A 23,941-nucleotide genomic window follows, 5' to 3' on the forward strand; every position below is an offset into this window, starting at 1 on the left:
GTCGGACGCCGCGGCCACGAAATAATACGGAGGTACAATGACTAAAACAACTTTCCTCAATTTTGAGCAGCCAATCGCCGAGCTCGATTCCAAGATTGAAGAGCTGCGCTTCGTGCAGGACGATTCCGCCGTCGACATCTCCGAAGAGATCGACCGCCTGGCCAAGAAGAGCCAGCAGCTGACCAAGGACATCTACGCCAAGCTCACGCCATGGCAAGTGTCGCAGATCGCGCGCCACCCGCAGCGTCCCTACACCATGGACTACGTGAACGAGATCTTCACCGACTTCCATGAACTGCACGGCGACCGCACCTTCGCCGACGACCAGTCGATCATCGGCGGCCTCGCGCGCTTCAACGGCCAGGCCTGCATGGTCATCGGCCACCAGAAGGGCCGCGACACGAAAGAGCGCGCGATGCGCAACTTCGGCATGCCGAAACCCGAAGGCTACCGCAAGGCCATGCGCCTGATGAAGGTCGCCGAGAAATTCGGCCTGCCGATCTTTACCTTCGTGGACACCCCGGGCGCCTTCCCCGGCATCGACGCCGAAGAGCGCGGCCAGTCCGAAGCGATCGGCCACAACCTGTATGTCATGGCCGAGCTGAAAGTGCCCCTGATCGCCACCATCATCGGTGAAGGCGGTTCCGGCGGCGCGCTGGCCATTGCCGTGGGCGATGCCGTGCTGATGCTGCAATACGCGACCTATTCGGTGATCTCGCCGGAAGGCTGCGCCTCGATCCTGTGGAAGACCTCGGAGCGCGCCTCGGACGCCGCCGAAGCCCTGGGCCTGACCGCCCATCGCCTCAAGGCCAACGGCCTGATCGACAAGATCGTCAGCGAGCCGCTGGGCGGCGCGCACCGCGATCCGAAAGGCATGGCGCAGATGCTCAAGCGCGCACTGGCCGATACCCTGCGCCAGTTCACCGGCGTCAAGACCAAGGACCTGCTCGAAGCCCGTCACCAGAAACTGATGAGCTACGGCAAGTTCAAGGAAACGCTGCCGCGCGAAGAGTGAGCCGTTCGAAAGCCGGAGCCGTTCCGGCAGTCCTTGCGCAGGCCTTGACCGGCCTGCGTGCTTCAACTTCCCCGACGTCCATGGCGATTGCCTGCAGCGGCGGCCTCGATTCGATGGCCCTGCTGCGGCTCGCGCACGACTGGGCCGCCGCTCAAGACATCGAGCTGCACGCCTTCCATGTCCACCACGGGCTGAGCCCGCATGCGGATGCCTGGCTGGCGCACTGCCGGCAAGCTTGTGCGGCGCTGGGCATCGCCTTCGACCATCGCCGCGTGGACGTGGTCAAGGGCAAGGACGGCACGGAAGCCGCCGCGCGCAAGCTGCGCTACCGCGCCCTCGGCGAAATGTGTCTCGCGCACGGCGTGCCCTTGCTGCTCACCGCCCACCACCTCGACGACCAGGCCGAAACCGTGTTGCTGCAGCTGCTGCGCGGCTCGGGCCCGGCCGGCTTGTCCGGCATGGACGCCGCGAATCACGCGCCCGAGCTGCTCGGCGACGCGCACCTGCTCATGGCGCGTCCCCTCTTGAGCGTCTCGCGCGCCGAGCTCGAAGCCTATGCGCGGCTGGAAAACCTGGCATGGGTGGAAGACGAATCCAACAGCGACCCACGCTATGCGCGCAATGCGCTGCGCCACACGGTGATGCCGGCCCTGGGCGCCGCCTTCCCCGGCTTCCAGCAGCGGCTGGCGCGCGGCGCGGCGCACGTGCAGGCGGCCCAGCGCATGCTGGACGAGCTGGCGGCGCAGGATCTCGCCGGCTGCCTCGACGGCGACACGGTGGACCTGGCGCGCCTGCAGCTGCTCAGCCGCGACCGGGTGGACAACCTGCTGCGCCACCTGTTCGCGAAGCGCTGCCTGGCCATGCCCTCGACGGCCTGGCTGGGCGAGATGGTCTCGCAGCTGTTCTCGGCGCGCGAAGACGCCCAGCTCAAGGTCACGCACCCGGCCTGCCATATCCGCCGCCACCGCGGCAAGCTGCACATCACGCCGCGGCTGCCGGACCTGGCCGGCATGCGCGATCCCGACGACGAAGGCGTGATCGAGAAATTCGGCGAGCGCTTTCGCTGGCAAGGCGAAGCATCGCTGGCTTTTCCGGCCTATGGCGGCGTGCTGCATTTCGATCCTGCGCCCGAGGGCTTCGATGCGGCCTGGCTGCGCGCGCAGCTTCTGACCATAGATTTCCGCAAGGGCGGCGAGCGCCTCAAGCTCGCTCCCAACCGTCCCACGCGCGGCCTGAAGGCCCACTACCAGTCGCTCGGCGTGCCCGCCTGGGAACGCGAACGCGCGCCGACGGTCAGCGCCGGCCGCGTGCTGCTGTTTGCCGCCGGCATCGGCATGGATTGCCATCACCTGGCCGCAGGGGAGGGCGCACGCATCGCCCTGCGCTGGGTGCCCGCGAGCGAATAGTTTCTGTACGAAAAACGTATTACTTTATTTTCTTTTCGTATAGCTTTTTCTATTCCCTGCCTTGTGATACTGCGCTGCAGCATGCTAGAGTAAGGGTCCCCTTTTGATCCTTCAACAAGCTGGAACCCTCCTGATATGGCTTTAATTGTCCACAAATATGGCGGGACGTCGATGGGCTCGACGGACCGTATCAAGAATGTCGCCGCGCGCGTGGCCAAGTGGCACGACGCGGGCCACCAGATCGTGGTGGTGCCGTCGGCGATGTCCGGCGAGACCAACCGCCTGATTGGACTGGCCAAGGAAATCATGGCCCAGCCGGACCCGCGCGAACTCGACATGATCGCCTCGACTGGCGAGCAGGTTTCGGTGGGCCTGCTGGCGATGGCGCTGCTGGCGATCGGCAAGGACGCCGTCTCCTACACCGGCTGGCAGGCGGGCATCCGCACCGACTCCTCGTTTACAAAAGCGCGCATCCAGTCGATCGACGACACTCGCGTGCGCGGCGACCTGAACGCGGGCAAGATCGTGATCATCACCGGGTTCCAGGGCATGGACGAGGACGGCAATATCTCGACCCTGGGCCGCGGCGGCTCGGATACGTCGGCGGTCGCGATTGCGGCAGCGCTGAAGGCCGACGAATGCCTGATCTACACTGACGTGGACGGCGTCTACACGACCGATCCGCGCGTGGTGGACGAAGCGCGCCGCCTGTCGAAGATTACCTTCGAAGAAATGCTGGAGCTGGCCTCGCTGGGTTCGAAAGTGCTGCAGACGCGCTCGGTCGAATTCGCCGGCAACTACCAGGTCCCGACGCGCGTGCTGTCGTCGCTGACCGATCCCCTGATGCCGCTGGACGAGGAAGCGAAGTCCGGCACCCTGATTTCGTTTGAGGAAGAAAGCAATATGGAACAAGCCGTCATCTCCGGTATCGCCTTTAACCGCGATGAAGCCAAGATCACCGTCCTGGGCGTGCCGGACAAGCCGGGCGTCGCCTTCCACATCCTCGGCCCCATTGCCGACGCTAATGTTGAAGTGGACATGATCATCCAGAACCAGTCGGTGGACGGCAAGACCGACTTCACCTTCACCGTGTCGCGCGGCGACTACGTCAAGGCCATGAGCGTGCTGGAAACCCAGCGCGAATCGCTGGGCGCGGCCAAGGTGCTGGGCGACGCCAAGGTCTCGAAGGTGTCGGCCGTGGGCGTGGGCATGCGCAGCCACGTCGGCGTCGCTTCGCAGATGTTCCGCACGCTGTCGGAAGAGGGCATCAACATCCTGATGATCTCGACCTCGGAAATCAAGATTTCGGTGCTGATCGACGAGAAATACATGGAGCTGGCCGTACGCGCGCTGCACAAGGCATTCAACCTGGAACAGGCTTAATTATTTTCAGAAATTTTGCCGTGCAATCTTGACCAAACGAGGTCCAGACCTTAAGATGCCTGCACTCAGCGCTGACTGCGAAGCCGGCCCTGATTGGAGACGTGGCCGAGTGGCCGAAGGCACATCCCTGCTAAGGATGCATACGGCTTATACCTGTATCGTGGGTTCGAATCCCACCGTCTCCGCCAGATTATCGTCCCTAGATGTTTAGGGACATCAAGGAACCCGCTGTTCTCATAGAGACAGCGGGTTTTTTGTTGCCTAATACTGTCCAGTATCGTCCCCCAGGAGCCAGCATCCTTGGGGGCTCGTTTGGGGGCCTCGTTGGGGCTCCCCTGGACAGGAGGCCCCCAGATGCCCAAGCGCGTACCGCCGCTGACCCAGCTGCAGATCAAGAACGCCAAACCCGCGAGAAGCCCTACAAGCTCGCCGATGGCGGGGGCCTCTACCTCGAGGTCACGCCAAGCGGCGGCAAGCACTGGCGCATGAAGTACCGCCAGCCCAACGGCAAGGAAAACAAACTTCACTTCGGCGCCTTCCCTGCCGTGTCGCTCCTTGACGCGCGCGAGCGGCGCGACAGCGCCCGCCAGCTCCTGGCCGCTGGTGCCGATCCGGCCCGCGTACGCGACGAGCAGGCGCGCCAAACACGAATGGCGGCCGCAAACACCTTCGAGCAAGTGGCGCGCGAATGACACCAGACGATGCTTGCGCAGTGGCAGCCCCAGACCGCCCGCGATATCCTCCATCGTTTCGAACAGAACATCTTCCCCCAGATAGGGAAGTTGGCCGTCACCGAGATCCAGCCGCGTGACGTCATCGATGCCATCCGTGCGGTTGAGCGGCGCGGGGCACTCGAGATCGCCAGCCGGCTTGCCGCAAACTGTTCGCGGGTATTCAGGTACGCGATGCGCTGCGGGCTGGCCGAGCGCAACCCGGCGGAGCACTTGCGGGAGGTGCTCGCGCCGCGGGAGAAGGGCCACTTCGCAGCAGTTGGGCCGGATGGGCTGCCGGAATTCCTGCGCGCCCTGAACGCGAACGAGGCGTGCATGGGACTGCCCGTGCGGGTCGCGATGCGCCTGATGCTGTTAGTGTTCGTGAGAACCTCCGAGCTGATCGAGACGCCGTGGGCAGAGATCGACCTTGAGACGGGAGAGTGGGTCATCCCGTGGCGCCGCATGAAGCGCGGGAAGCGGCGTATCAACCCGGACAAGACGGATCACCAGGTATGCCTGCCGCGGCAGGGCCTGGCCCTGCTGCGCCAGCTGCACCGGCTCACGGGTGGCGGCACCTGGCTGTTTCCCAACATGCGCGACCCACAGCGCCCGATGAGCAATAACACCTTGCTGAAGGCGCTTGAGCGGATGGGGTACAAGGGGGACATGACCGGGCATGGCTTCCGCTCGCTTGCCATGAGCACCTTGAAGGAACAGCTGGGCTACCGGCATGAGGTGGTGGACCGCCAGCTCGCCCACGCGCAGAAGGACAAGCTGGAAAGTGCATACGACTGGGCGAGTTACCTTGAAGAGCGGCGCGCGATGATGCAGCGTTGGGCTGACTACCTCGACGAGGTGGCAGTGGCCTCCTTTCCGCCGCGTAGCGAGGTCCGTCAGGTACGAGCCGAGGGAGAGCGCGGTCGGCTGGCACCATGAACTTGGATCGAGGCCGTTGTCCACACTCTCTCAAGTCACACGATTCATGATTTTGTTGCCTGGAGGATCGCCGAGCGGATAAAGGGGCCAAAATCGGGGGTATTAAGCGCTGGTCCTGACCAGCTTTGCAGGGCTATTCTTGAAGACGTCGCAACTGATTGGAATAGCAATGCAAACGCCAGTTTTTCCGAGCCACGGCCGGATCATCCGCATCAGGGAAGTCATCGCCATGACCGGGCTTTCCCGCTCAAGCATCTACGCAGCCATCAAGCAGGGCACCTTTCCAACGCAACTCAAGCTGTCCACTCGCTCATCAGGTTGGCTGGAGAGCGAAATAATCGAATGGAGGGAGATGCGGCCACGAGGTTCTCAGCGGGAAAGCTGAAGGGCGGTCCAGCTGAAAGGGATTTCAGATCACATATGGGTCACAAGGGCGTTCTTGACTACGTCTCGCACTTCTAGGGCAACGATAATGATCAATCAGCGGTCGCGAAACTCGCTGAGTGGTCGACATTCGATTCTGAAGTCGATGTGATAATGGTCGTCGTGCCGGACCCAAGGGCGCTTCTTCATGAAAGGCATCGTGCGGCGTAAGTCGTCTCCGCGCGGGCTACTGCTGAAAAGATTTTCCATCAGCCCCCGATCGAAAATGACCCGTTCAATGGCGATGCCATGCTGGCGAGCCGCCAGTGAAATTTGATAAAGATGTTCGGCCATCGCATCGAAGTCTATGCGAAAACCCGGGATGTGCCCGTGCTCGTCAAATTCGAGTCCGTAGCCAAATTTGTTCTTGAGCGTCGACGGCAACGGTACTGAACGATTCGCATCGTCCAAGACTGGCACCATGAAGTCAACGGAGAGGCCCGCCTGATGCGTTCGGTGGGGACGTATTCGGCCACCGTGTGCAAATCCGGTTTCTCCGTAGACATACGTCTTATCAGGCATCGTCTTTCTAACGTTCGCGTATGCGCTTAGCACAACCTGATGCACGAGATTGTGAACGTGAGTCCTGCCCAACTCAACCCCCATTGTGCTATAGGCCAGGAAGTTGTCGCCCTGGGGCGGCAATCGCACTCCACCAGATAGCCGCCCGTTGCCGACTGTGCCGTAGCACGTACTTGCACTCGCCAGGCACGGCATGCATAACGCCAGGGCGGCAACCACGAGCGGGGCTTGCGTCCTGATTCGAGTGACGAGTGCGGCGCGCCAAAGCCTGAAGGGTACGCTCGAAACCATCATAGTGAAGAGATCAGTTTTGCGCCACAAGCGGTCAAATCGCTATCATATGCATAGGGGCGTCCGATATGCTTTGCCCCAGCGCCATCTGGCTTGATGGGGAAGTTGCCTTTGCACTTGGGGCAAAAGGTCATATCGTCTGCAAGCGCTGCTTCTTTTCCCAAGACCACCGTTCCTGATGAAACAGAAATAACTTGGCCGCCGTGATCGGTCTTGTCATTCAAGCGTATTACTCCACGTCCTTCATGTTTCATCTGGCTCTCTCTTTCACCGCATAAGGGCATTGCGTCAAGCATTTCCCGCAGTCCGTCTGATGGCTTATTTATTGGTCAGGATCCTGCACTAGACCGGTCTTGAAATGCTTGTCGCTATCCGTTAGCGTTCTCTTTTTGCCAGCATCATCATCCACCAGCCGATAGCTAAGGGATCCGTTTTTTTCATCTATTAATCCGTTTTTAGGGTGGTCGTCTCCCTGATCGATGTACATTGATATGCTCTTGAGGCAACTCTGCAATAGAAATTGATCTCGAAGAAGTAGTTTTCGTCCGAGCATCTCGACCAACAGCAGGTAGTCTTCATAGCCTGCACCGCAGTAGCCCCGTCCCATTGCATTAGGACGCGAGGGTTCTCGGGTCATCACAATGAAGATTTGCGACTCTGAATTGCTGGGATTTCCAATCAGACGAACATCTTCTGCTCGTTTCAGGTGTTTGGAAATGCTTGGAGCCACTTCGCAGGCGATGTTATTCTGATCATCTTTTGCTGTAACCTGTTGCCTTTTCACGTTTAAGGTTATTCGCCCGCCATCAGGCGACTTCAATAAGAGCTCAGTTGCTGGGGCGGACTGAAATATAAAAGCCGTAATGAGAATAAACAGGAAATTTTGGAGACTAAACTTTCCGTGGCCATCGCAATCGGTCTTAGCGTTCATGCGAATCACTTCGCGGACCTCTTGTTCCATGGTCTGTCCAGCTCATCGGTTCTTGCATTATCACTTCGTACCTGAAGTATCCGGTTTGCTTTTGGGTAAAAGGTAGGATCCCTCGGGTGCGCCAGGCACTTTAACCCTGAACTTCAGGCTGGAGAGGAGTTTGTCCCACAATGCAACGGCCTCGTCGTCACTGACCGATGCCTTACTTGCGGCCCCGACTAAATTGTCCTTGACCTTGGTGAACATGGCGGCGTGAAACTCTGATGGGTTTGCCACGTCTGTCGGCGTACCTACGAAGGCCCACTCGAAATCGTGAGTACCGTCGGGCCTCCGAATGAGCGATTCTTCGCCCTTCCAATGTTGTACGTCCCGTTTGCCTTCGCGCAGGACGTCCCGCTTGGGATACGAGGCACCCTGGGTTGTTTGCGCGGCTTTGATGCGGGCGAGCAGGGGCAACTCGTTACGCTTCATTTCCTCGAATGTGGCTTTGTCGTAATCGGCGTAAGCGTCCTTGTTGGAACTGACGGAGAAGGTGACGTCCGGAAGGCTGGGCAAGTAAATTCCTGCGCTGATCGTTTCCTGAGCCACATAGCGATCGCTAGGCATGAAGCCGTGTTCGATGCAGAAACCCGGCTCAGTCGGTATTTCCTCTGCAGCGCGCAATCGCAAGCTTTCGGCCCGCGCTAGCTGTCGGGCGATCACCGTGCTTTCGGTCTCGCCCTTTAAGATCGAATCATCCAATACGAATGTGAGTTGGTCTTTACTGATGTATGTATCGAAAAAGAGAGCATTGTCCTCTTTATGGTATTTGCTTTCAAAATAGCGCACTTGCCAGCTATTTGCGATGGGCCCTGGACCGTAATAAGTGATCTCGGCACTGTCGTCTTCCCACTTTACTTTCCTTATTTTCTCGTCGGCGCGGTGCTTTGCCTTCTCCAATCCGCCGGAAACGACCTCAATGCCAGAGTCGAGAACGGCACTTCCCGGAATAAGCTGCGCTTCCTGAGGCACTTCAATCGCATAGCGGCCAAAACAGAGAATTTTGGTTTTTTCGAACAACGCTTGCAGACGTGGGCTGAGCTTGACTGGTTCGGGCACGGCAGTCTCCTTATAAGTGTAACTGCGGGAATTTCCAGGTAGCGAAACCGAAACGATCAGCGAGACTGCCAGAATAGAGCCACTTATTAGGTAAGTCATGGTTTTCACGATCACTCCCATTTCGCTGTCTTGGCGATTTGAACAACGGAATACAGCAGGGACGCCAGCACGTTCTGGTCGGCATAGCTTTTTTGGTGCTCATAGCTTTTGCCCTTCGTCTCGCCATGCACGAACAATTTTCCGGCGATCAGCTTGGCGGAGCGGGCGGCAGGAACAGTTTCGTCGCCCGGCGCCGCTGGGGGCTGCAGCGTAAGGGTCAGCACGCGCGTACCAGCTTGGACTTTCAGTGTGCTCATGGCATCATCGCTCAAGAGTTTCCAGCTCTCGACCGGGGGAAGCTTGACGTTCCTGGCATCCCATACTTCGCGGTCAGCCACCTTGAACACGACTTCGCCGTAGCTGGGGCGTTCCAATGACGAGCAGAAGCTGCCATAACAACTGCTCGGGTGGAATGTGGTTTTGATATCTTCTATAAATTCTGCAGCCTTTTTGAGACGATAGATGACGCCAGCGATGCCACCACCAGCAGCAGCTCTCACCCTCCCCGGGTTGACCCAATCTGGATGGAGAAGCCGCCACCACTTGTCCGGTGGCTGAAGGTAAATGCTTTCCAGTGCACTTTCTGCGTTGCCGGGCCAACTCCACATTTCGCGCCCCGACCCGTCTACTACCTTAAGCCATGCCGTGCCATACGCCGAACCGGGAAACAGCTCCAATGCTGCAGGGGCATTGGCGAGGATGGCAGTGGCGTGTTTCCCATTGATGCCTAAAACCTTTGCTACAGTCTCGGCTTCTATACCCGACCCATCAAGAAAACCGAAACGCATGCGTTTATAGGATGCGGCGGCGCCCATGGTTGGCATCACGTTATGGTAAATGCCGAGCACCTTGACTGCAGGGTCGTTGAGCAGGTTTCCATACTTTGGATGGATGAGCGCACGGGCGAGCAGACCGCCCATGCTGTGCGTAACGATGATCACTTCGTCGCATTTAAAGCCCCGCTTCTGGTAGCCCTTGGCAAGCCCACGTATGCGTTCCGCGATCACCCGAGCAGATACGCCATTGCTCTTCAAATAGTTGTACCCCATGGCGTGCACTGGGTACCAGCACCCGGCGATCTTCTTGAGATCCTCCTCCGTCAGTGCAGTGCCTGCATCCACGCCACCAAAAGTGCGGGGATCGGCAAAGAAAGGTTTCCACATTGGATTGGCCGCACCTCCTACCATCATATTGTTGAGGTGGCTTTCCGTTGTTTTCAACATCTGCCCATAAGCTCCGGCAAACAGGATCTCGCTCCAGCCACGCCACCGTGCGACCTGTGCCGGCGTTTCGCGCTTCTTCACCAATGGGCCGCGCCTGAAGTTCCGTCCTGTTGCCGCACGCGTTCCTATCAGGGGCGGAATGGGTTCGAGGTTGTCGGGGACGTTTTGATGCAACTTGTCCGCAGCCAGCGTTTCAGTGCCTTCGGGATCGAAACGATCCTTGCTCTCGGTGTAGTGGTAATACTCGACTTCCGTTTCGTTCGGATCGAGGATGAGCTGCCGCTGTGCCGGCGAAGCATCCTTATACCACCCACCGATACCAGTGCTAAAAAGAAAAAGGCCGGCTTTGTCGATTTTGCTAGACATGTCGTCGGGGCGCCACGAGCGATTATCCGGCCGCTCCAGCTCCTTCTGCCGTTTTTTGCTCAGCCGAAGATTACTACCCATCACGCCGGGCAGGAAAATCACGGGAATCACTTTTTTTGGCGGGAGCTTGACGTCGTGGCGGATCGTGTCGGACGTCTTCGTCATGTAGACTGTGTATTCCGCCCACCCGCCAACGCCTTGCGTGAACTCACCCTGGTGATTTCCCCGCTCGTTCAATCCCGATTGATCGCTCATGGTAATTCGCCCTTGTAGCGGATGGTGTAGGAGTCGAAACCACCGGATTTCTGTACCTCGGTGCTACCGTTGGCTGCGGTTTTGCCGTCGATGACCGTTCCATCGTCACGCACGAGTTCGTATGCAATGTTCTTTTCGGGCTTCAGGTTCGCGTCGACAAAGTTGACCTCCTGGTCGAACTGGTACTCCGACGAGCGTTCGTTGAATGCTTGCGACACGCTCTTGGCTGGCAGCGTTTCGAGATTGCCGTGGAAAAGTACAGGCGCGGAGGTGAAAAACTGCACCTTTTCGCCGATCTCGACCATGTTGTTGACCCCGTGCAGGCGAACGCCTTTTTTCCCACGAACGTTGACCCAGTCGGTCTCGCTGAGCATGTCGAGCACTTTGTTTGCGATGATCTCGACGTTGTCGCTTTGCGCCTGTACCGACACGACACCACTTGCGGCGATCAGCTTCATTCCTGCCTTGTGGACGAAGAGCCTGAAGGTCTTGCCGACGCTGGCAAACAGGCCATCGGCGCTTGCCACCGATAGACTCTTTCCGCTCGTGATCGCAGTGTGGCGTTCGCTAGCGATATGGGTCGACTGCGCGCTCGTTAGCTCGATCCCGGCAGGGCTGGCCATGACAAGATGCGGCTCGGCGAGTTCGGGAAACGATCCTTTCGGCGCTCCCCGGATTGCCGAGTTCTGGGCCTTGATGTCCTCGGCAGCGTCTTCTTGCTGCCCGGCCTCCTGGGCTTCGTGATCGATCGCCATCGAGGCCAGCTGTTCCTGGATCTGTGCCGCTGATGCCAGTCGCTGTGCGGTCTCCCCTAACTCCTTCATGTGGGACGCGGCGTTCTGCCGCGCCTCAGTCGTGATTAGCATGCCCTGCGCGGCGCGTGCGACACCCCATGCGTTGGTCGCCAGTTCCCATCCTTCGCCACGTGCGTCCTTGCGACCAGCGTTGTCCTCGATACGCGTGATATGGCCGAGCGAGAGCTGACTGCACTGGTGGTCGCTCTTGAGTTGGGCCTGGATCTGCCCGTTTGTGTCGTCGAGGACCAGATGATTGCTACGCCCGGCAGAGGAGTTGCCGGGAGCTAGCTCGCGACTTCGCAATCCTGTCAGTGCCCGCTGCGGGGGAACGCTCCACGGTGGCATGTTCCGTTCATTGAAGACGGCCCCTGTGATGATCGGGCGATCGGGGCAACCTTCCAGCCATTGGACAAGCACTTCGGTCCCCACTCGGGGGATCGCTGCGGCTCCAAATTCCGCACCCGCCCAGGAGCTCGCTACTCGCACCCAGGCCGAGCTGCGTTCATCGTTGCTGCCCACCCGGTCCCAATGGAATTGCACCCGCACCCGCCCGTACTCGTCGGTATGAATCGAGTCCTGGCCGGATGGCCCGACGACGATGGCAGTCTGCGGAGCGAGGATCCTGGTGTCCGTGCTGTTGAAGCTCCTGCCTGGCCGCCAAGGAATACTCTTGCGGGTGCAGGTCAACCAGTTGCGATAGACGATTTTTTCATCCGCATCTTGCAGGTAATTGTTGGTGGCGGTGTGGCGAACTGACAGGATCAAAAATTCGTCCTTGCTGGCGTCGCGCTTGGCAGCAAGGATGTTGTGATTGAAATGGTCTACCAAATGGAACCAGCGGCCCGGCATCAGGAAGCGGTCGTTACCTTGTGCTTCGACGTACTTGGCGACTGCCTCGAATTCTTCCATCCGGATGCGGCTTTGCGCATCGCCATCCCTGAAGTTCCGGAAGCCGTAAGCGCCCGTGTATTCATACGACTCGATCGCTGGCACATCTCCCTGTCGGTTCACAGTGGGCACACTGACGCTGGTAGGAATCGGATCCTTGAAATTGAAACCGTTCAAGGCAACGCTGGAAGGGACGGCTTGACGTGCTGGCGACCAGTGGTCGATGGCGTCCTCTTCCAAAGAGCTGCCTTCGCCGTGAAAGCGCACCTCGGTAACGCCATCGATCGCTGTAGCTTGTGTGGAATCGCTACTGATGACGAGCTTGTGTCCACTGAGGTCATGTTCGTACCAGTAATACCAGCCTGCGGCTTCCCAGCGTCGGCTCAGGTAGTTGTAGTCTGTTTCGTTGAACTGGCAAGCATCGGTCATGACCGGGTCGTCAGCGGTCACGCGCCAATCCCATTGGGCATGCGTGCCACATTCGCGAAAGATTTCCTCCGTCTGGTCGCGCAAGGTTTTCCCATGGAACAGGTAACTATCCTTGCGCAGGCTGAGGAATTTCAGCCAGGGGCCAAGCCTCGCTTCGTAAAAGGTGATGCCGCCGTCGGAATGGCAGCGGCGGAAGCTGAACACGTAGCCGGAGAAGTAGCGCAGGCCGCCGTCCCTGCGCACTAGCTCGATGTTGAGCAGCTTGCCCTGCATCTCCTTGAGAGCGAGGTCGGCGGCGTCGCACAGCAACTCGACCGTGAACTCGAAATCCCTGGACAGGCTTTCCGTGGCGTCGATCTTGTTGACCAGGAATTGTGCGCTTGGGGCATCATTGTTCGGGAACGACATGCGCAGGATGCGATTGTGCTGCCGGTCATAGATCAGATCGTGAATGGAGCGACTTAGGTTGGTCATGTGCGGTCTTGGAAAGCTCGAGCGAGTGGTTGTCTGCTATCCGCCGGGAATCTGGCAGGGTGAATACGCTGCGTCGTTACGCCGGTCACTGCTACATTATTTCTGGCCCGGCCTGTGGTGAGTTCGTACGCCTTCGGTGGCGGTGGCTGGCCATCCAGCCGATCGGCATGGATCAGGATTGGAGCGACGAAGATCAGCTTGCGCGAACTGCGGGTGAGGCCACATGGCTGGGCTCGGAAATGGCCGCGCCGCCAGTGCGGCGCCCTGATGCCGGTGGCGCCACGCGCAGGCAGTATTGCCGGTGCGCTCGCAGGGCCGACCGTTATGTGGGCATACAAGGTATCCAGGCGGCGCTGCAGTTTTGCGTGCTTTTTCGGCCCCACGCCCGCTAGCCGCTTGAGTGCGGCGCTGTGTTCCATATTCACCTCTTTGCGCGCGTCCTTCAGGCCGAGGTAAAGGAACACTTTCACCATGTTGTTGATCAGCTTCATCAGCGGATCGTCGTCGGGCGTGCGGTGGACATCCTGACCCATCAGGATTCCCCTGGCCCACTGGACGACGGTCTCGCCAGGCCTGAGCAAGGGACCGCAGAGCAACTGCGCGCTGATACCCTTGTCGTTCGTGGCGTAGACGATCACCAATTCAATCACGGTGATGAATTCGTTGCGTTCGTCGGACGAGCTGGGCCTGCTCACAAAACAGAAGATGCCCTCGATCCAGCGGCCACTGATGCGGTCATCTGGCGTCCTGAAATGTTCTGCCGTAGTGCGGTTCAGCTGGAGGTACTGCGCATCGAATGGTGGCGAGAACAGCTGCATAGGCAGCGTGTCGTCGATATCGGATTGCATCAGGAGGGCGTCAAGCGCTCGCGTGGTCTCGAGCAGTGCGCCGCGTTTTCGTTCGAAGTGAATATTTGCGGCCCACCTCACAAAGGTGGCAAACGTGGCGTCTGGCCAGCCAGGCGGACGCTGGTGGCGCGCACGCTGACCAAGATGTTGGTCGACTTGCCAGCACAGCTCGTTGATGCAGTCGAGGCAGGTGGCGCGCGGGGTAGCCCAATCGTCCCACAGTCGCCGACTCCAGTCGTGGGCGGTGAACACGCCCCGCCATTCCTCCAGCGCGCCCTGGTTGCGAAACGCGACTGGATAGGGAAGACCGTCCAGGGTTGCCAGCGTGCTCGCCTTTATCGCCGGCCCTAGCTGTCCAAGGACGCTGGATCGGAACTTGTCCCGGAGCGCCGTGTACTCAGCATATTCGGCAGCGGGTGCACTGGCACGAGCCACAGGCTCTACGTCGGGGACGCGAAACACGGTATCTGCCATGGTGACCATCTGCGGTTGGGTGAGCTGCTACCTGCTGCGATGAAAACCTTTTAATTATTCAAGGATATGCAGCAGGGAAACTTGAGCAAACACAACTTGTTGATGGTCGTGACATCGGTGGTTCGATACGAGTGGGATAGTGAACCAATCCAACGTGCGATGCACAAAAGGAGCTTGCCAACGAGTTCGTCAGAGACACAGGCACAGGCAGGCGCAGAAACGAATGGAACTAGCTCCCGGTATAGCGCCGGCGGTTGCTGGCAGTGCGCGCCGCCAGAACCAGCCGTCCCTCGCGCTCCCAGCGCTGCAGCGTCTTGACCGTGAACCCGAGCAATCTCGCTGCGTCTCCGGTCCTGGTGGTAGTGGCCTCGTCCGGCTATCTAACGGAGCAGGGCAGGCCGGGAGCGCTCGCGGACCTGGCCCGCCACAACTGCATCCAGTTCGCACTGCCCAGCAGCGGCCGCAACATTCCCTGGCTGTTCAAGGAGGAGGGCCGCGAGCTCGAACTGGCAACGACCGGCGCCTATGGCTGCGCCGAAGACATCCTTGGCGCGGTGACGCTGGCGCGCGCCGGCGGCGGACTGGTCCAGACCTATCGCTTCATCGTCGAGGACGACCTGCGCGCGGGCCGCCTGGTAGAACTTCTGCGGCAACATGGCGGCCGCACTCGGCCGTTCTGCCTCATCTATCCGCATGCGCGCCACGTGGCCTTGCGCGTGCGCGTGTTCGTCAACTTCCTTGTCGAGCAACTGCGCGTTGCCCCGGTTCGCTACGGAGCAGGCTGACGCGCATTCATTACACGGTGTATCGATTGTCTTGCACCTGACCATCTTTTTCCTTTCCAGTCCGCTGCCTATAGTGGTTTCCATGGACGACGCGCTGCATCCGGGACGGCGCCTTCCATCCCACCACGTCACGGAAAAAAGGAAACATCATGAACCAGCAAGCCCGCACCGTCATCATCACCGGCGCCTCGAGCGGCATCGGCCTGGCCCTGGCCAGGGCTTACCTGCAACGCGGCGACCGGGTGGTCGGCAACGCCCGCAGCGGCGAACGCCTGCAGGCAGCCGCCGCCACGCTCGGCCACCCAGGCAACTTCGTCGGCGTGGCCGGCGACATCGCCGAGCCCGCCACCGCCGACGCACTGTTCCGCACCGCGATCGAGCGCTTCGGCCGGGTCGACGTGCTGGTCAACAATGCCGGCATCTTCATCGCCAAGCCGTTTGCCGACTACACGCCCGAGGACGTGCAGCGCCTGGTCGCCACCAACCTGATGGGCTTCTTCTATCCGTCGCAGCTGGCGGCGACCCACATGGCCGCCAACGGCGCCGGCCACATCGTGAACATCACGGCCAGCGTCGCCCTGCAGCCCAATGGCCGGGCGCCGGCGGTGCTGCCGGTGCTGGTCAAGGGCGGCCTGAACAGCGCGACCCGCGCCCTGGCGCTGGAGCTGGAGCTGGCCCCGCATGGCGTCAAGGTCACCGCCGTCGCGCCGGGCATCATCGATACCCCGCTGCACCCGGAAGGGGCGCACGAGTTCCTCGCGGGCCTGCAGCCGAGCGGTGCCTACGGCCAGGTGCAGGACATCGTCGACGCCGTGCTCTACATGACCGACGCCAGGTTCACCCAGGCGGTCCTGCCGGGCGCCACCGCGACGGATTTCTGGAGCACGGCCGGCACCCCGGTCGAGCACCTGCCGCAGGAGATCGTGATGCGCGCCGATGCCATGGTCGACGCGGCCCTGGCCGGGCTGGACGCGGGCGAGCCGGTTACCATTCCGGGCCTGGAAGACGGCGCCAAGTACACGGCCTTCGAGGCGGCGCGCCTGGCCATGCATCCGGAACTGTCGACCTCGGTTCCCGCCAGCCGCTACCGCAAACTGGCCGCGGCTTGAAGCGGGCTCAGTGACCGTGCCCTGCCACGCCTGGCGCGCCGGGCACGGTCACCTCGACGGTTTCGCCGCCCAGGATCCGGTGGGTGGGGTCGGCCATTTCCAGCTTGAGCTTGTGCCGGCCGGGCGGCAGGCCGACGACGATGACCGGATCGAGGCTGGTATGGGCCCAGGTCGCCGGCCCGCCATCGACGGTCACGTGCAGGTGCCCGAGGCGCGGCGAAACCTCGGCGGCCTTGGGCCCGAAGACGGCCATCGTGCGCAGGTGGTCGGTCTGGAATTGCAGGATGACGACACCGCGCGCCAGCGCTTCCGGCACCGGTGGGTAGACAGTCAGCCTGGGAGGCGGCTCGGCCGCGAGCGGCAGCACCGGCGGGGCGCGCCCGGCCTGGGCCAGGGCGGCGGAACATGGGAAACCGAGGCACGCTGCAAGCATTGCTGCCGCGGGCAGGCTGGGGTGTGCTGGCATCGGGCGTCCCTTCACGACAATGGCGGCCACGGCTTCACTATCGGCCGCGGCCACGCCCTTGTCAAGCGAGACGCCCCCGGCGGCAGGGGCGTTGCGCGTCAGGCCGCCGGCATCTTGCGAAAGCCGATGGCGATCCGGTTCCAGGTATTGATGGTGCCGATCGCGACCGTCAGGTCGGTCATCTCCTTGGGCGAGAAGTGGCGCGCCAGTTCGTCGTAGTCGGCGTCCGGCGCACGGGTCTGGGCCACCAGAGTCAGGGCTTCGGTCCAGGCCAGCGCGGCGCGTTCGCGTTCGGTGAAGAAGGGCGTTTCGCGCCACACGACCACCCCATGCAGGCGGCGATCGGTTTCGCCGGCCTGGCGCGCTTCGCGCACATGCATGTCGACGCAGAAGGCGCAGCCGTTGATCTGCGAAGCGCGCAGCTTGACCAGCTCCAGCAGGGACTGTTCCAGTCCGAGCCCGGCGACGCTGCGCTCCAGGGTCATCATGGCGTTGACGGCTTCGCGGGAAGCAGAGTAATAGTCGATACGGGTGCTCATGGCATGCTCCAGACGGGTAAGTGAGAGCGACCATGATAAGCAGCCGGGCCAGGCGTGCGGGTGACCAATCCGCGCCAATTCCGGGTGGCCACCGCCGCTTCGGTCCCGCGGGGCTTCCCCTGGCGTGAGCGGCGTCTCTACAATGAGGGTGGGAGGCAACATGGAACTGCACATCACGATCGAGGGCAAGCGCGACCTCGGCGGCCAGCTGTACCGCGGGCTGCACGCCGCAATCGTCTCGGGACGCCTGGCCGAAGGCGAGCGCATGCCGCCGACCCGGCTGTTGTCCGGGCAGGTGCACATCTCGCGCAAGACGGTGGCCGAGGTGTATGCCCGCCTGGTGCTGGAAGGGCTGCTGGAGGCGCAGGTCGGAGTCGGCACCTTCGTGCGCGCGCCTGCCGCCCCGCGCGCGGCGCAGCCGGGACAGCCTCTTGCCGGGGCTGCAGTGCTCGCCCGCTGGGGCGCGCTGGACACACCCCTGCGCCACCCTGCGCCCGAAGGCTATTCGCGGTTCGAGTTCATCGGCGGCCACGTGACCCGCTCGCCGTTCCCGTCCGAGCAATGGCAGCGCTGCCTGAAGACCGCGGCGCGGCGCGTCGCCGGGGAGCGCGGACGCTACGCCGCCACCGAAGGCGTGCTGGCATTACGCCAGGAGGTCGCCGCGCATGCCGGGTTCACCCGGGGCGTGCGCTGCCGCGAGCACGAGCTGGTCATTACCCAGGGCGCCCAGCAGGCCCTCGACCTGATCGCCCGCGTGCTGGTCGAGCCGGGCGCCGTGGTCGCCGTCGAGGAGCCGGGCTATCCGCCGGCCCGGCAGCTGTTCGCCAGCCAGGGCGCGCAGGTGATCGGGGTGCCGGTCGATGGCGAGGGCATCGTGGTCGACGCAATCCCCGATGGCTGCCGGCTGATCTATGTGACCCCCTCGCACCAGTTCCCGCTCGGGATGGAAATGAGCCTGGCGCGCCGCCAGGCCCTGCTCGAGCGGGCCGCCCGGATCGGTGCCATCGTCATCGAGGACGACTACGACAGCGCGTTCCGCTACGAAGGCCGTCCGCTCGACTCGCTGCAGAGCATGGACCGCCACGGACTGGTCGCCTATGTCGGGACCTTTTCCAAGGTGATGTTCCCGGAACTGCGCATCGGCTACGTGGCCGCGCCGCCGGGCATCCTGGAGGCGCTGCTCACCGCCAAGCACCTGACCGGCAACCATACGCCCACGCTCGCCGAACACGCGCTGGCCACGTTCATGGAGGGCGGCCACCTGCAGCGCCACATACGGCGCTGCCACGCCGTCTATGCCGGGCGCCGCGAGCGGCTGTTGCGCCGCCTGGCCGGCGACCTGGCACCCTGGCTGGAGCCGGTCGCCTTCAAGGCAGGCCTGCACATGAGCGCCTACCTGCGGGCCGACACCGACCTGCCCCTGCTGCTGCGCCTGGCGCGCCGCGCCGAGGTCGGCCTGTACCCGACCGCTGCCTTCCACGCCGGCCCGTTCGCCCGTCCCGGATTGTTTTTCGGCTTCGGCGCCATCGATACGGTCGACATCGACGAGGCGCTGGACCGGGTGCTGCAGCTGTTCCAGCAGCTGTCGTGATGCCGCGCACGCGCCGTCGATTGTTGCGCAATGTGTCCGGGCCGCTCGCAGACACAAGACACCCGCGCGCAGACACAAACCCGACACGTGCCCGATACCGGGCCACGGTGTAATGGGTGTGCCGCTGAAACGGCCGTCATGCCATCCCGGCCGCGGCGCAGCAGCATCCAATCAAGGGGAATAGACATGAATGCACACGGATCGAAGGGCGTACTGGCGCTCGCAATGGCGGCAGCGGCCGCGTGGCCGCTCGGGGCGATGGCGCAGCAGTTGGACGCGAATGGCATCGGCCGCACCGAAGCGGTGCGCCACGCCTTCGACGGCGGGCGCGAGGCGATCCAGGTCAAGGTCGACTTCGGGCCGCACATCGCCTTTCCGAAGCATTCCCATCCGGGCGTGGAAATCGCCTATGTGCTGGAAGGGACGATCGAATATGTCGTCGACGGCAAGCCGGTGAAGCTCAAGGCCGGCCAGTCCTTGTTCATCCCGGCCGGCGCCGTGCATTCGGCGCGCAACCTCGGCGGCGGCATCGCATCCGAACTGGCGACTTATGTGGTCGACAGGAACAAGCCGGTACTGGTCCTCGACCAGCCCTCGAAATAATCGGACACGGGGCCACACATGAATCGAAGCAGACGCACCGCCCTCGCCGCGGTCGCCGCGGCCTGCGCCCTGGCGGCCCTGGCCACAGGCGCGGCCGGCAGCGCCGCCGCGGGCAGCAGCACCCTGCGGGTCGAAGGCATCTCGCCAGGGTTCGACGGCGCCACCACCTGGCTCAACTCCGCGCCGCTGGGGCCCGCGCAGCTGCGCGGCAAGGTGGTGCTGGTCGACTTCTGGACCTACTCCTGCATTAACTGCATCCGCACCATCCCGTATGTGCGGGCCTGGGCGCAGAAATACCGCGACCAGGGCCTGGCCGTGGTCGGCGTACACACGCCCGAGTTCCGGTTCGAGGAAGACCTGGCCAACGTGAACGCGGCGCTGCAGCGTTTCCGGATCGATTTTCCGGTGGCGGTCGACAGCAGGCACGCGATCTGGCGTGCCTGGGGCAACCGCTACTGGCCCGCCTATTACCTGATCGACGGCGCCGGACGTATCCGCTACCACCAGTTCGGCGAGGGCGATTTCGACAAGATGGAGCGCGCCATCCAGCTGCTCCTGGCCGAACAGCGCGGCGCGCCGCTGGCCGACACCAGCCTGGTCGCGCCGGTGGCCCACGGCGAACAGATGGCGGCCGACACCGGCAGCATCGAATCGGGCGAAGCCTATGTGGGCTACCACAAGGCCGCCAATTTCCACTCGCCCGAGCGCATGCGCGCCGACGCCGCCCAGACCTATAGCGTAGGACGGCTGGCGCTGAACGAGTGGGGCCTGGCGGGACGCTGGAAGGTGGGCGCCGAAAGCGCGCAGGCACTGGAGGCCGGCGCCGCGATCGCCTACCAGTTCAGCGCGCGCGACCTGCACCTGGTGCTGGGCCCGGGCGAGGCGGGGCGCAAGCTGCGCATCCGGGTCACGCTCGACGGCAAGGCGCCCGGCCTCGATCACGGCAGCGACATCGACGCCGCCGGCGAGGGCGTGGTCGACGGCACCCGTCTGTACCAGCTGGTACGGCAGGGCAGCATACGCCAGCGCCGTTTCGAGATCCGCTTCCTCGACCGCGGCGCGCAAGCCTACGCTTTCACCTTCGGCTGAACCCGGGCAGCCGGCCAGCCAGGCAGGGAAAACGGCGGCGATCCAGGATCGCCGCCGTTTTTTTGCCTGCGCTTTCTTCAGTCGGAGCGCGCGCCGTCCCCGGCGCCTGGGCGCCATACCCGGGTGCGGCCAAGCACGCGGGTGGCCAGGAAGCCGTCGCCCAGGCCCGCGCCGATGCCGAAGCTCAGCACGCAGTCATAGGCTTCCTGCCCAGGGGGCGGCGCGAAGCGGCTATTCCCGGTGGGAGCCGCCGGTTGCGCGATCGTGCGCGCCGGTTGCGGGGTGACGTGCGCCTCCCGCAGGGCGCCCGTCACGGCCTTGCGTAGCAATGCCGGTGCAATGCCGGTGGCGCCGCACTGGCCGCCGCCGCAGATCTCTTGCCCGGCCTGCGCCGATCCGGACAATGCGAGCACCAGCCCCGCCGTCCAGCTGCGCCCCAGGTGGCGTCCGGGCGGTCGGCTCATCGCGCACTCCTGCGTTCGTTCGCCGGCGCCGGGGTACGGGTGACGAGCCGGTCGAGCGACAGCGCGCCCGCGCCGCGCGCCACCAGCGGCAGCAGCAGCGCCGCCCACGCCAGGTGGGTCGGCCAGGCCGCCGGGTAGACGAATAGCTGGATCACCGCCGTCATTCCCAGCAGGGCCAGGGCCGACAGGCGCGTCGACAGGCCGAGCAGCAGGAGCAGCGGGAACAGGTGTTCCGATATGGTTGCCAGCTGTGCCGCGGTCTGCGGCGCAATCAGGGGCAGGCCGTATTCGTACTCGAACAACTGGTAGGTGGAAGCCTTGATGGTGAACAGTCCGTCGACCTTGGTGCGCCCGGACAGGAAGAAGATCGAAGCGGCGGCGCTGCGTGCGAGCAGCAACAGGAGCGACGGAGGCAGCAGGCGTGCGGCCCACTGGCCTGGTGTGGTGGTCATGAGCGTGTTTCCTGGCGAAGAGGGTGGAGGGATGGGGTGCGCCATTTGCCGGCGCGGGCCAGCGCGAGTACGGCGTCGGCGAAGGCATGCGGGACGGCGTTGGCTTCCAGGAACACGGTTGCGGCGGCCGTATCCGGGAGGGCGCGATCGATGCCTTTGGGGGCGGCCAGCACCAGGCCGATGCACCGCGTGGGGCGCCACCGGGACGCCGCCCAGGCGGCATCGGCGCCCGCGCCGACGCCGGCGAACACGGCTTCCGGGATGTGCAGGGCATCGATGAAGTCGATCAGGTCCTTGCCTGGCGCCGCCTGCCGTGGCGGGTGCGGGGCGCTACGGCCATGCAACTGCGGCGCCAGCACCCGCAGGCCGCTGGCCGCCAGCAGCGGCGCGATGCCGGCGAAGCTGTCGACGCCGTGGCCGAGGTCGTGCACCAGCACCACCGGACGCCCGTCGAGGGGCCCGGCGGCGAAATAGGCCAGCTCGGTCAGCCCGGTCGATACGCGTTCGGTGGCCGCCGGACCTGTGGCCGCCGGCGAGGCGGCGGCGGGCCAGGCCGGCAGGCCCAGGGCCGCCAGGCTGGCGGCCTGGCGCAGGAAGCGGCGCCGCGGAAGATGATGGAGCATCGGTATGTCCTTTGTGGAGAGAAGGGGGGGCTTCACGCGGCCCCGGACGCGTCCGTGATGAGTCCGGCCCCGATCCAGTCGGCCAGCAGGGCGCCGGCGCGCGCCACGCCGGCGTCTTCGCCCAGGCTGGCCGCCAGCAGGTCGCAGATGCCGGCGAAGCTGCCGTGTTCGGCCAGCGCGCTCAAGGCCCGCCCCTCGAGCGCGTCGGTGGCGCGCAGGCAGGACACGAAGCCGCTGCGCCACACCACATGCCAGCCGGGTTCGGCCAGCATCGCCGCTTCCGGCGCGGCGACGTCGTCCGACAGGGCATGCCAGACATCGGCGGCATTGGTCAGGGCGCGCGCCAGGTGCAGGCTGGAGGTGAGTCCCAGGCGCAGCTCGTCCCAGTCGAGTGCGGCCAGCTCGCCGGGCGCCAGCGGCGCGGCATCGCTTGCCACGAAGGCCGCGCCCAGCGCCAGCTCGATCCAGGCCAGTTCGTGCAGGTCGGGATTGTTGGGAAACAGCTTCTCGAGGGTGGCGCCGAAATCTGCGGCATAGGCGTCCAGGGTCCAGCCGTGCGGCGGGAAAGCGTTGATGTGCTTGACGGCCGCATGCAGGAAGGCGTCCTCGCCCATGCGCTGGCGCAGCAGCGGGCAGGAGGCTTGCAGGCAGCCCACTAGTTGGGCCCGGTAGTTGTTCTGGTAGACGGCCAGTCCGGCGCCGTGCGCCGCCGGCAGGCGCGCAGCGGCGGCGGCTTCGCCGGTCACCAGCCACAGGCGGAAATCGCGTTGCAGGTCGCGCAGCGTCATGCTGCCTCCCGTTTTGCCAGCGCGCGCGCGATATCGAGCTCGGCCAGCAGTTCGGCCAGCGGCGGGACCGCCGCATCGCGCTCGATCATGGTGGCGACAGGGCCGCAGCGTGCGATCGCTTCGGCGTACAGCGCCCAGACCGGGGCGGAAACGGGGCCGTCATGGGTATCGACCAGCAGGTCGCCGCTGCGGCTGTGGCCGGCCAGGTGGACTTGTCGCACCTGGCCGGCCGGAATCCCGTCAAGGAAGGCGAACGGATCGAAGCCGTGGTTGGCGGCGCTTACGGCCAGGTTGTTCACGTCCAGCAGCAGGCCGCATCCGGTGCGCCGGCATAGCGCGGCGAGGAATTCGCACTCGCTCATCGCACCCGGGAATTGCAGGTAGCTCGACGGATTCTCGAACAGCATGGCGCGCCCGAGCGCGTCCTGGGCCCTGTCGATATTGCTGCACACCAGGTCCAGCGCTTCCAGGGTATAAGGCAGCGGCAGCAGGTCGTGCGAATTGAAGCCGTCGATCCTCGACCAGCTCAGGTGGTCGGTCACGTACAGCGGCTCGATCTCGTCGGCCAGCATGCGCAGGCGCGCCAGGTAGTCCGGGCGCAGGCCGTCGCTCGAGCCGATCGACATCGACACGCCATGCAGCACCACCGGATGGCGCTCGCGCACCTGGCGCAGGATGTGGCGCGGCTGGCCGCCGTCCACCATGAAGTTCTCCGAGGTCACTTCAACGAAATCGACCGCGACCTTCGTTTGGAGGAAATCGGGATAGTGCTCGCGGCGCAGGCCGAGGCCGAAGCCGGAAAAGACGGGAGGGGAGGGAAATGCCGGCATGGGTGCCTCGCGAAAACGTGGTTGCGAACGG

Annotated in this window: 26 protein-coding genes and 1 tRNA gene; 12 read left to right on the forward strand and 15 right to left on the reverse strand. The window is 63.4% G+C overall.

The annotated features are described in order from the left end of the window. The first annotated feature begins 37 nt into the window (after positions 1-37). The 7 genes from AC3XQU_RS07930 (at position 38) to AC3XQU_RS07960 (ending at position 5,838) form a co-directional block, all read left to right on the forward strand. Complete coding sequence (locus AC3XQU_RS07930; protein WP_489873615.1) at positions 38-1,015, forward strand: acetyl-CoA carboxylase carboxyltransferase subunit alpha; 978 nt, start codon at positions 38-40, stop codon at positions 1,013-1,015. Further along, the gene (tilS, locus tag AC3XQU_RS07935) at positions 1,012-2,421 is read left to right on the forward strand and encodes a tRNA lysidine(34) synthetase TilS (RefSeq protein ID WP_489873616.1); all 1,410 of its coding nucleotides are present in this window, start codon (positions 1,012-1,014) and stop codon (positions 2,419-2,421) included. Before AC3XQU_RS07930 ends, tilS begins: the two co-directional genes overlap by 4 nt. Before the next feature lie 135 nt (positions 2,422-2,556). Beyond that, positions 2,557-3,804, forward strand: a complete 1,248-nt coding sequence (locus AC3XQU_RS07940) for an aspartate kinase (RefSeq protein WP_489873617.1) — start codon at positions 2,557-2,559, stop codon at positions 3,802-3,804. Positions 3,805-3,899: 95 nt separating this feature from the next. After that, positions 3,900-3,992: transfer RNA gene (locus AC3XQU_RS07945), tRNA-Ser, on the forward strand. A gap of 15 nt (positions 3,993-4,007) precedes the next feature. Beyond that, positions 4,008-4,496, forward strand: a complete 489-nt coding sequence (locus AC3XQU_RS07950) for an Arm DNA-binding domain-containing protein (RefSeq protein WP_489873618.1) — start codon at positions 4,008-4,010, stop codon at positions 4,494-4,496. 9 nt (positions 4,497-4,505) lie between these two features. Continuing rightward, complete coding sequence (locus AC3XQU_RS07955; protein WP_489873619.1) at positions 4,506-5,453, forward strand: tyrosine-type recombinase/integrase; 948 nt, start codon at positions 4,506-4,508, stop codon at positions 5,451-5,453. Positions 5,454-5,622: 169 nt separating this feature from the next. Beyond that, positions 5,623-5,838, forward strand: coding sequence for a helix-turn-helix transcriptional regulator (locus AC3XQU_RS07960; RefSeq protein ID WP_489873620.1), 216 nt, complete (start codon positions 5,623-5,625; stop codon positions 5,836-5,838). Between the two features lie 95 nt (positions 5,839-5,933). On the opposite strand, the gene AC3XQU_RS07965 is transcribed toward AC3XQU_RS07960, so the two are convergent. The 8 genes from AC3XQU_RS07965 to AC3XQU_RS08000 form a co-directional block, all read right to left on the reverse strand. Continuing rightward, a complete protein-coding gene (locus AC3XQU_RS07965; RefSeq protein ID WP_489873621.1) occupies positions 5,934-6,692 on the reverse strand; it encodes a penicillin-insensitive murein endopeptidase in 759 nt (252 codons plus the stop codon). After that, on the reverse strand, positions 6,689-6,943 hold the full coding sequence (locus tag AC3XQU_RS07970; RefSeq protein WP_489873622.1) for a PAAR domain-containing protein: 255 nt from the start codon (positions 6,941-6,943) through the stop codon (positions 6,689-6,691). Before AC3XQU_RS07970 ends, AC3XQU_RS07965 begins: the two co-directional genes overlap by 4 nt. A gap of 68 nt (positions 6,944-7,011) precedes the next feature. Next, entirely contained in the window at positions 7,012-7,650 is a 639-nt protein-coding gene (locus AC3XQU_RS07975; RefSeq protein ID WP_489873623.1) for a hypothetical protein, read from the reverse strand. Between the two features lie 30 nt (positions 7,651-7,680). Then, a complete protein-coding gene (locus tag AC3XQU_RS07980; protein WP_489873907.1) occupies positions 7,681-8,817 on the reverse strand; it encodes a T6SS immunity protein Tli4 family protein in 1,137 nt (378 codons plus the stop codon). Between the two features lie 11 nt (positions 8,818-8,828). Beyond that, the gene (locus AC3XQU_RS07985; protein ID WP_489873624.1) at positions 8,829-10,661 is read right to left on the reverse strand and encodes an esterase/lipase family protein; all 1,833 of its coding nucleotides are present in this window, start codon (positions 10,659-10,661) and stop codon (positions 8,829-8,831) included. Continuing rightward, on the reverse strand, positions 10,658-13,249 hold the full coding sequence (locus tag AC3XQU_RS07990; protein ID WP_489873625.1) for a type VI secretion system Vgr family protein: 2,592 nt from the start codon (positions 13,247-13,249) through the stop codon (positions 10,658-10,660). The genes AC3XQU_RS07985 and AC3XQU_RS07990 overlap by 4 nt, the downstream gene beginning before the upstream one ends. Then, positions 13,246-14,571: an AcrVA2 family anti-CRISPR protein gene (locus tag AC3XQU_RS07995; RefSeq protein ID WP_489873626.1), complete on the reverse strand. Its 1,326-nt coding sequence runs from the start codon at positions 14,569-14,571 to the stop codon at positions 13,246-13,248. The genes AC3XQU_RS07990 and AC3XQU_RS07995 overlap by 4 nt, the downstream gene beginning before the upstream one ends. 229 nt (positions 14,572-14,800) lie before the next feature. Beyond that, the gene (locus AC3XQU_RS08000) at positions 14,801-14,905 is read right to left on the reverse strand and encodes a MerR family DNA-binding transcriptional regulator (protein WP_489873627.1); all 105 of its coding nucleotides are present in this window, start codon (positions 14,903-14,905) and stop codon (positions 14,801-14,803) included. A gap of 28 nt (positions 14,906-14,933) precedes the next feature. Between AC3XQU_RS08000 and AC3XQU_RS08005 the strand changes: the two genes are divergently transcribed. Beyond that, the gene (locus AC3XQU_RS08005) at positions 14,934-15,356 is read left to right on the forward strand and encodes a LysR substrate-binding domain-containing protein (protein WP_489873908.1); all 423 of its coding nucleotides are present in this window, start codon (positions 14,934-14,936) and stop codon (positions 15,354-15,356) included. Positions 15,357-15,505: 149 nt separating this feature from the next. After that, entirely contained in the window at positions 15,506-16,465 is a 960-nt protein-coding gene (locus tag AC3XQU_RS08010) for an SDR family NAD(P)-dependent oxidoreductase (RefSeq protein ID WP_489873628.1), read from the forward strand. A gap of 7 nt (positions 16,466-16,472) precedes the next feature. Here AC3XQU_RS08010 and AC3XQU_RS08015 read toward each other — a convergent pair whose 3' ends face one another. Both AC3XQU_RS08015 and AC3XQU_RS08020 read right to left on the reverse strand, forming a co-directional pair. Then, the gene (locus AC3XQU_RS08015; protein ID WP_489873629.1) at positions 16,473-16,898 is read right to left on the reverse strand and encodes a DUF6130 family protein; all 426 of its coding nucleotides are present in this window, start codon (positions 16,896-16,898) and stop codon (positions 16,473-16,475) included. 131 nt (positions 16,899-17,029) lie between these two features. Next, entirely contained in the window at positions 17,030-17,470 is a 441-nt protein-coding gene (locus AC3XQU_RS08020) for a carboxymuconolactone decarboxylase family protein (protein WP_489873630.1), read from the reverse strand. 160 nt (positions 17,471-17,630) lie between these two features. On the opposite strand from AC3XQU_RS08020, the gene pdxR reads away from it, so the two are divergent. From pdxR to AC3XQU_RS08035, 3 genes are all read left to right on the forward strand, one after another. Continuing rightward, complete coding sequence (gene pdxR, locus AC3XQU_RS08025; protein ID WP_489873631.1) at positions 17,631-19,061, forward strand: MocR-like pyridoxine biosynthesis transcription factor PdxR; 1,431 nt, start codon at positions 17,631-17,633, stop codon at positions 19,059-19,061. A gap of 186 nt (positions 19,062-19,247) precedes the next feature. After that, a complete protein-coding gene (locus AC3XQU_RS08030; RefSeq protein ID WP_489873632.1) occupies positions 19,248-19,664 on the forward strand; it encodes a cupin domain-containing protein in 417 nt (138 codons plus the stop codon). An 18-nt stretch (positions 19,665-19,682) separates the two neighbouring features. Next, on the forward strand, positions 19,683-20,753 hold the full coding sequence (locus AC3XQU_RS08035) for a thioredoxin family protein (RefSeq protein ID WP_489873633.1): 1,071 nt from the start codon (positions 19,683-19,685) through the stop codon (positions 20,751-20,753). Positions 20,754-20,830: 77 nt separating this feature from the next. Here AC3XQU_RS08035 and AC3XQU_RS08040 read toward each other — a convergent pair whose 3' ends face one another. From AC3XQU_RS08040 to bufB, 5 genes are read right to left on the reverse strand one after another with little or no spacing between them, the layout of a single operon-like run. Next, entirely contained in the window at positions 20,831-21,217 is a 387-nt protein-coding gene (locus AC3XQU_RS08040) for a hypothetical protein (RefSeq protein ID WP_489873634.1), read from the reverse strand. After that, entirely contained in the window at positions 21,214-21,669 is a 456-nt protein-coding gene (locus AC3XQU_RS08045) for a DoxX family membrane protein (RefSeq protein WP_489873635.1), read from the reverse strand. The genes AC3XQU_RS08040 and AC3XQU_RS08045 overlap by 4 nt, the downstream gene beginning before the upstream one ends. Further along, positions 21,666-22,292, reverse strand: coding sequence for an alpha/beta fold hydrolase (locus AC3XQU_RS08050; RefSeq protein ID WP_489873636.1), 627 nt, complete (start codon positions 22,290-22,292; stop codon positions 21,666-21,668). Before AC3XQU_RS08050 ends, AC3XQU_RS08045 begins: the two co-directional genes overlap by 4 nt. A 32-nt stretch (positions 22,293-22,324) precedes the next feature. Further along, positions 22,325-23,080, reverse strand: a complete 756-nt coding sequence (locus AC3XQU_RS08055) for an HvfC/BufC N-terminal domain-containing protein (RefSeq protein ID WP_489873637.1) — start codon at positions 23,078-23,080, stop codon at positions 22,325-22,327. Continuing rightward, a complete protein-coding gene (gene bufB / locus AC3XQU_RS08060; protein ID WP_489873638.1) occupies positions 23,077-23,910 on the reverse strand; it encodes an MNIO family bufferin maturase in 834 nt (277 codons plus the stop codon). Before bufB ends, AC3XQU_RS08055 begins: the two co-directional genes overlap by 4 nt. Between the last annotated feature and the right edge of the window lie 31 nt (positions 23,911-23,941).

The organism is Telluria sp. AZSoR62 (assembly GCF_058111565.1).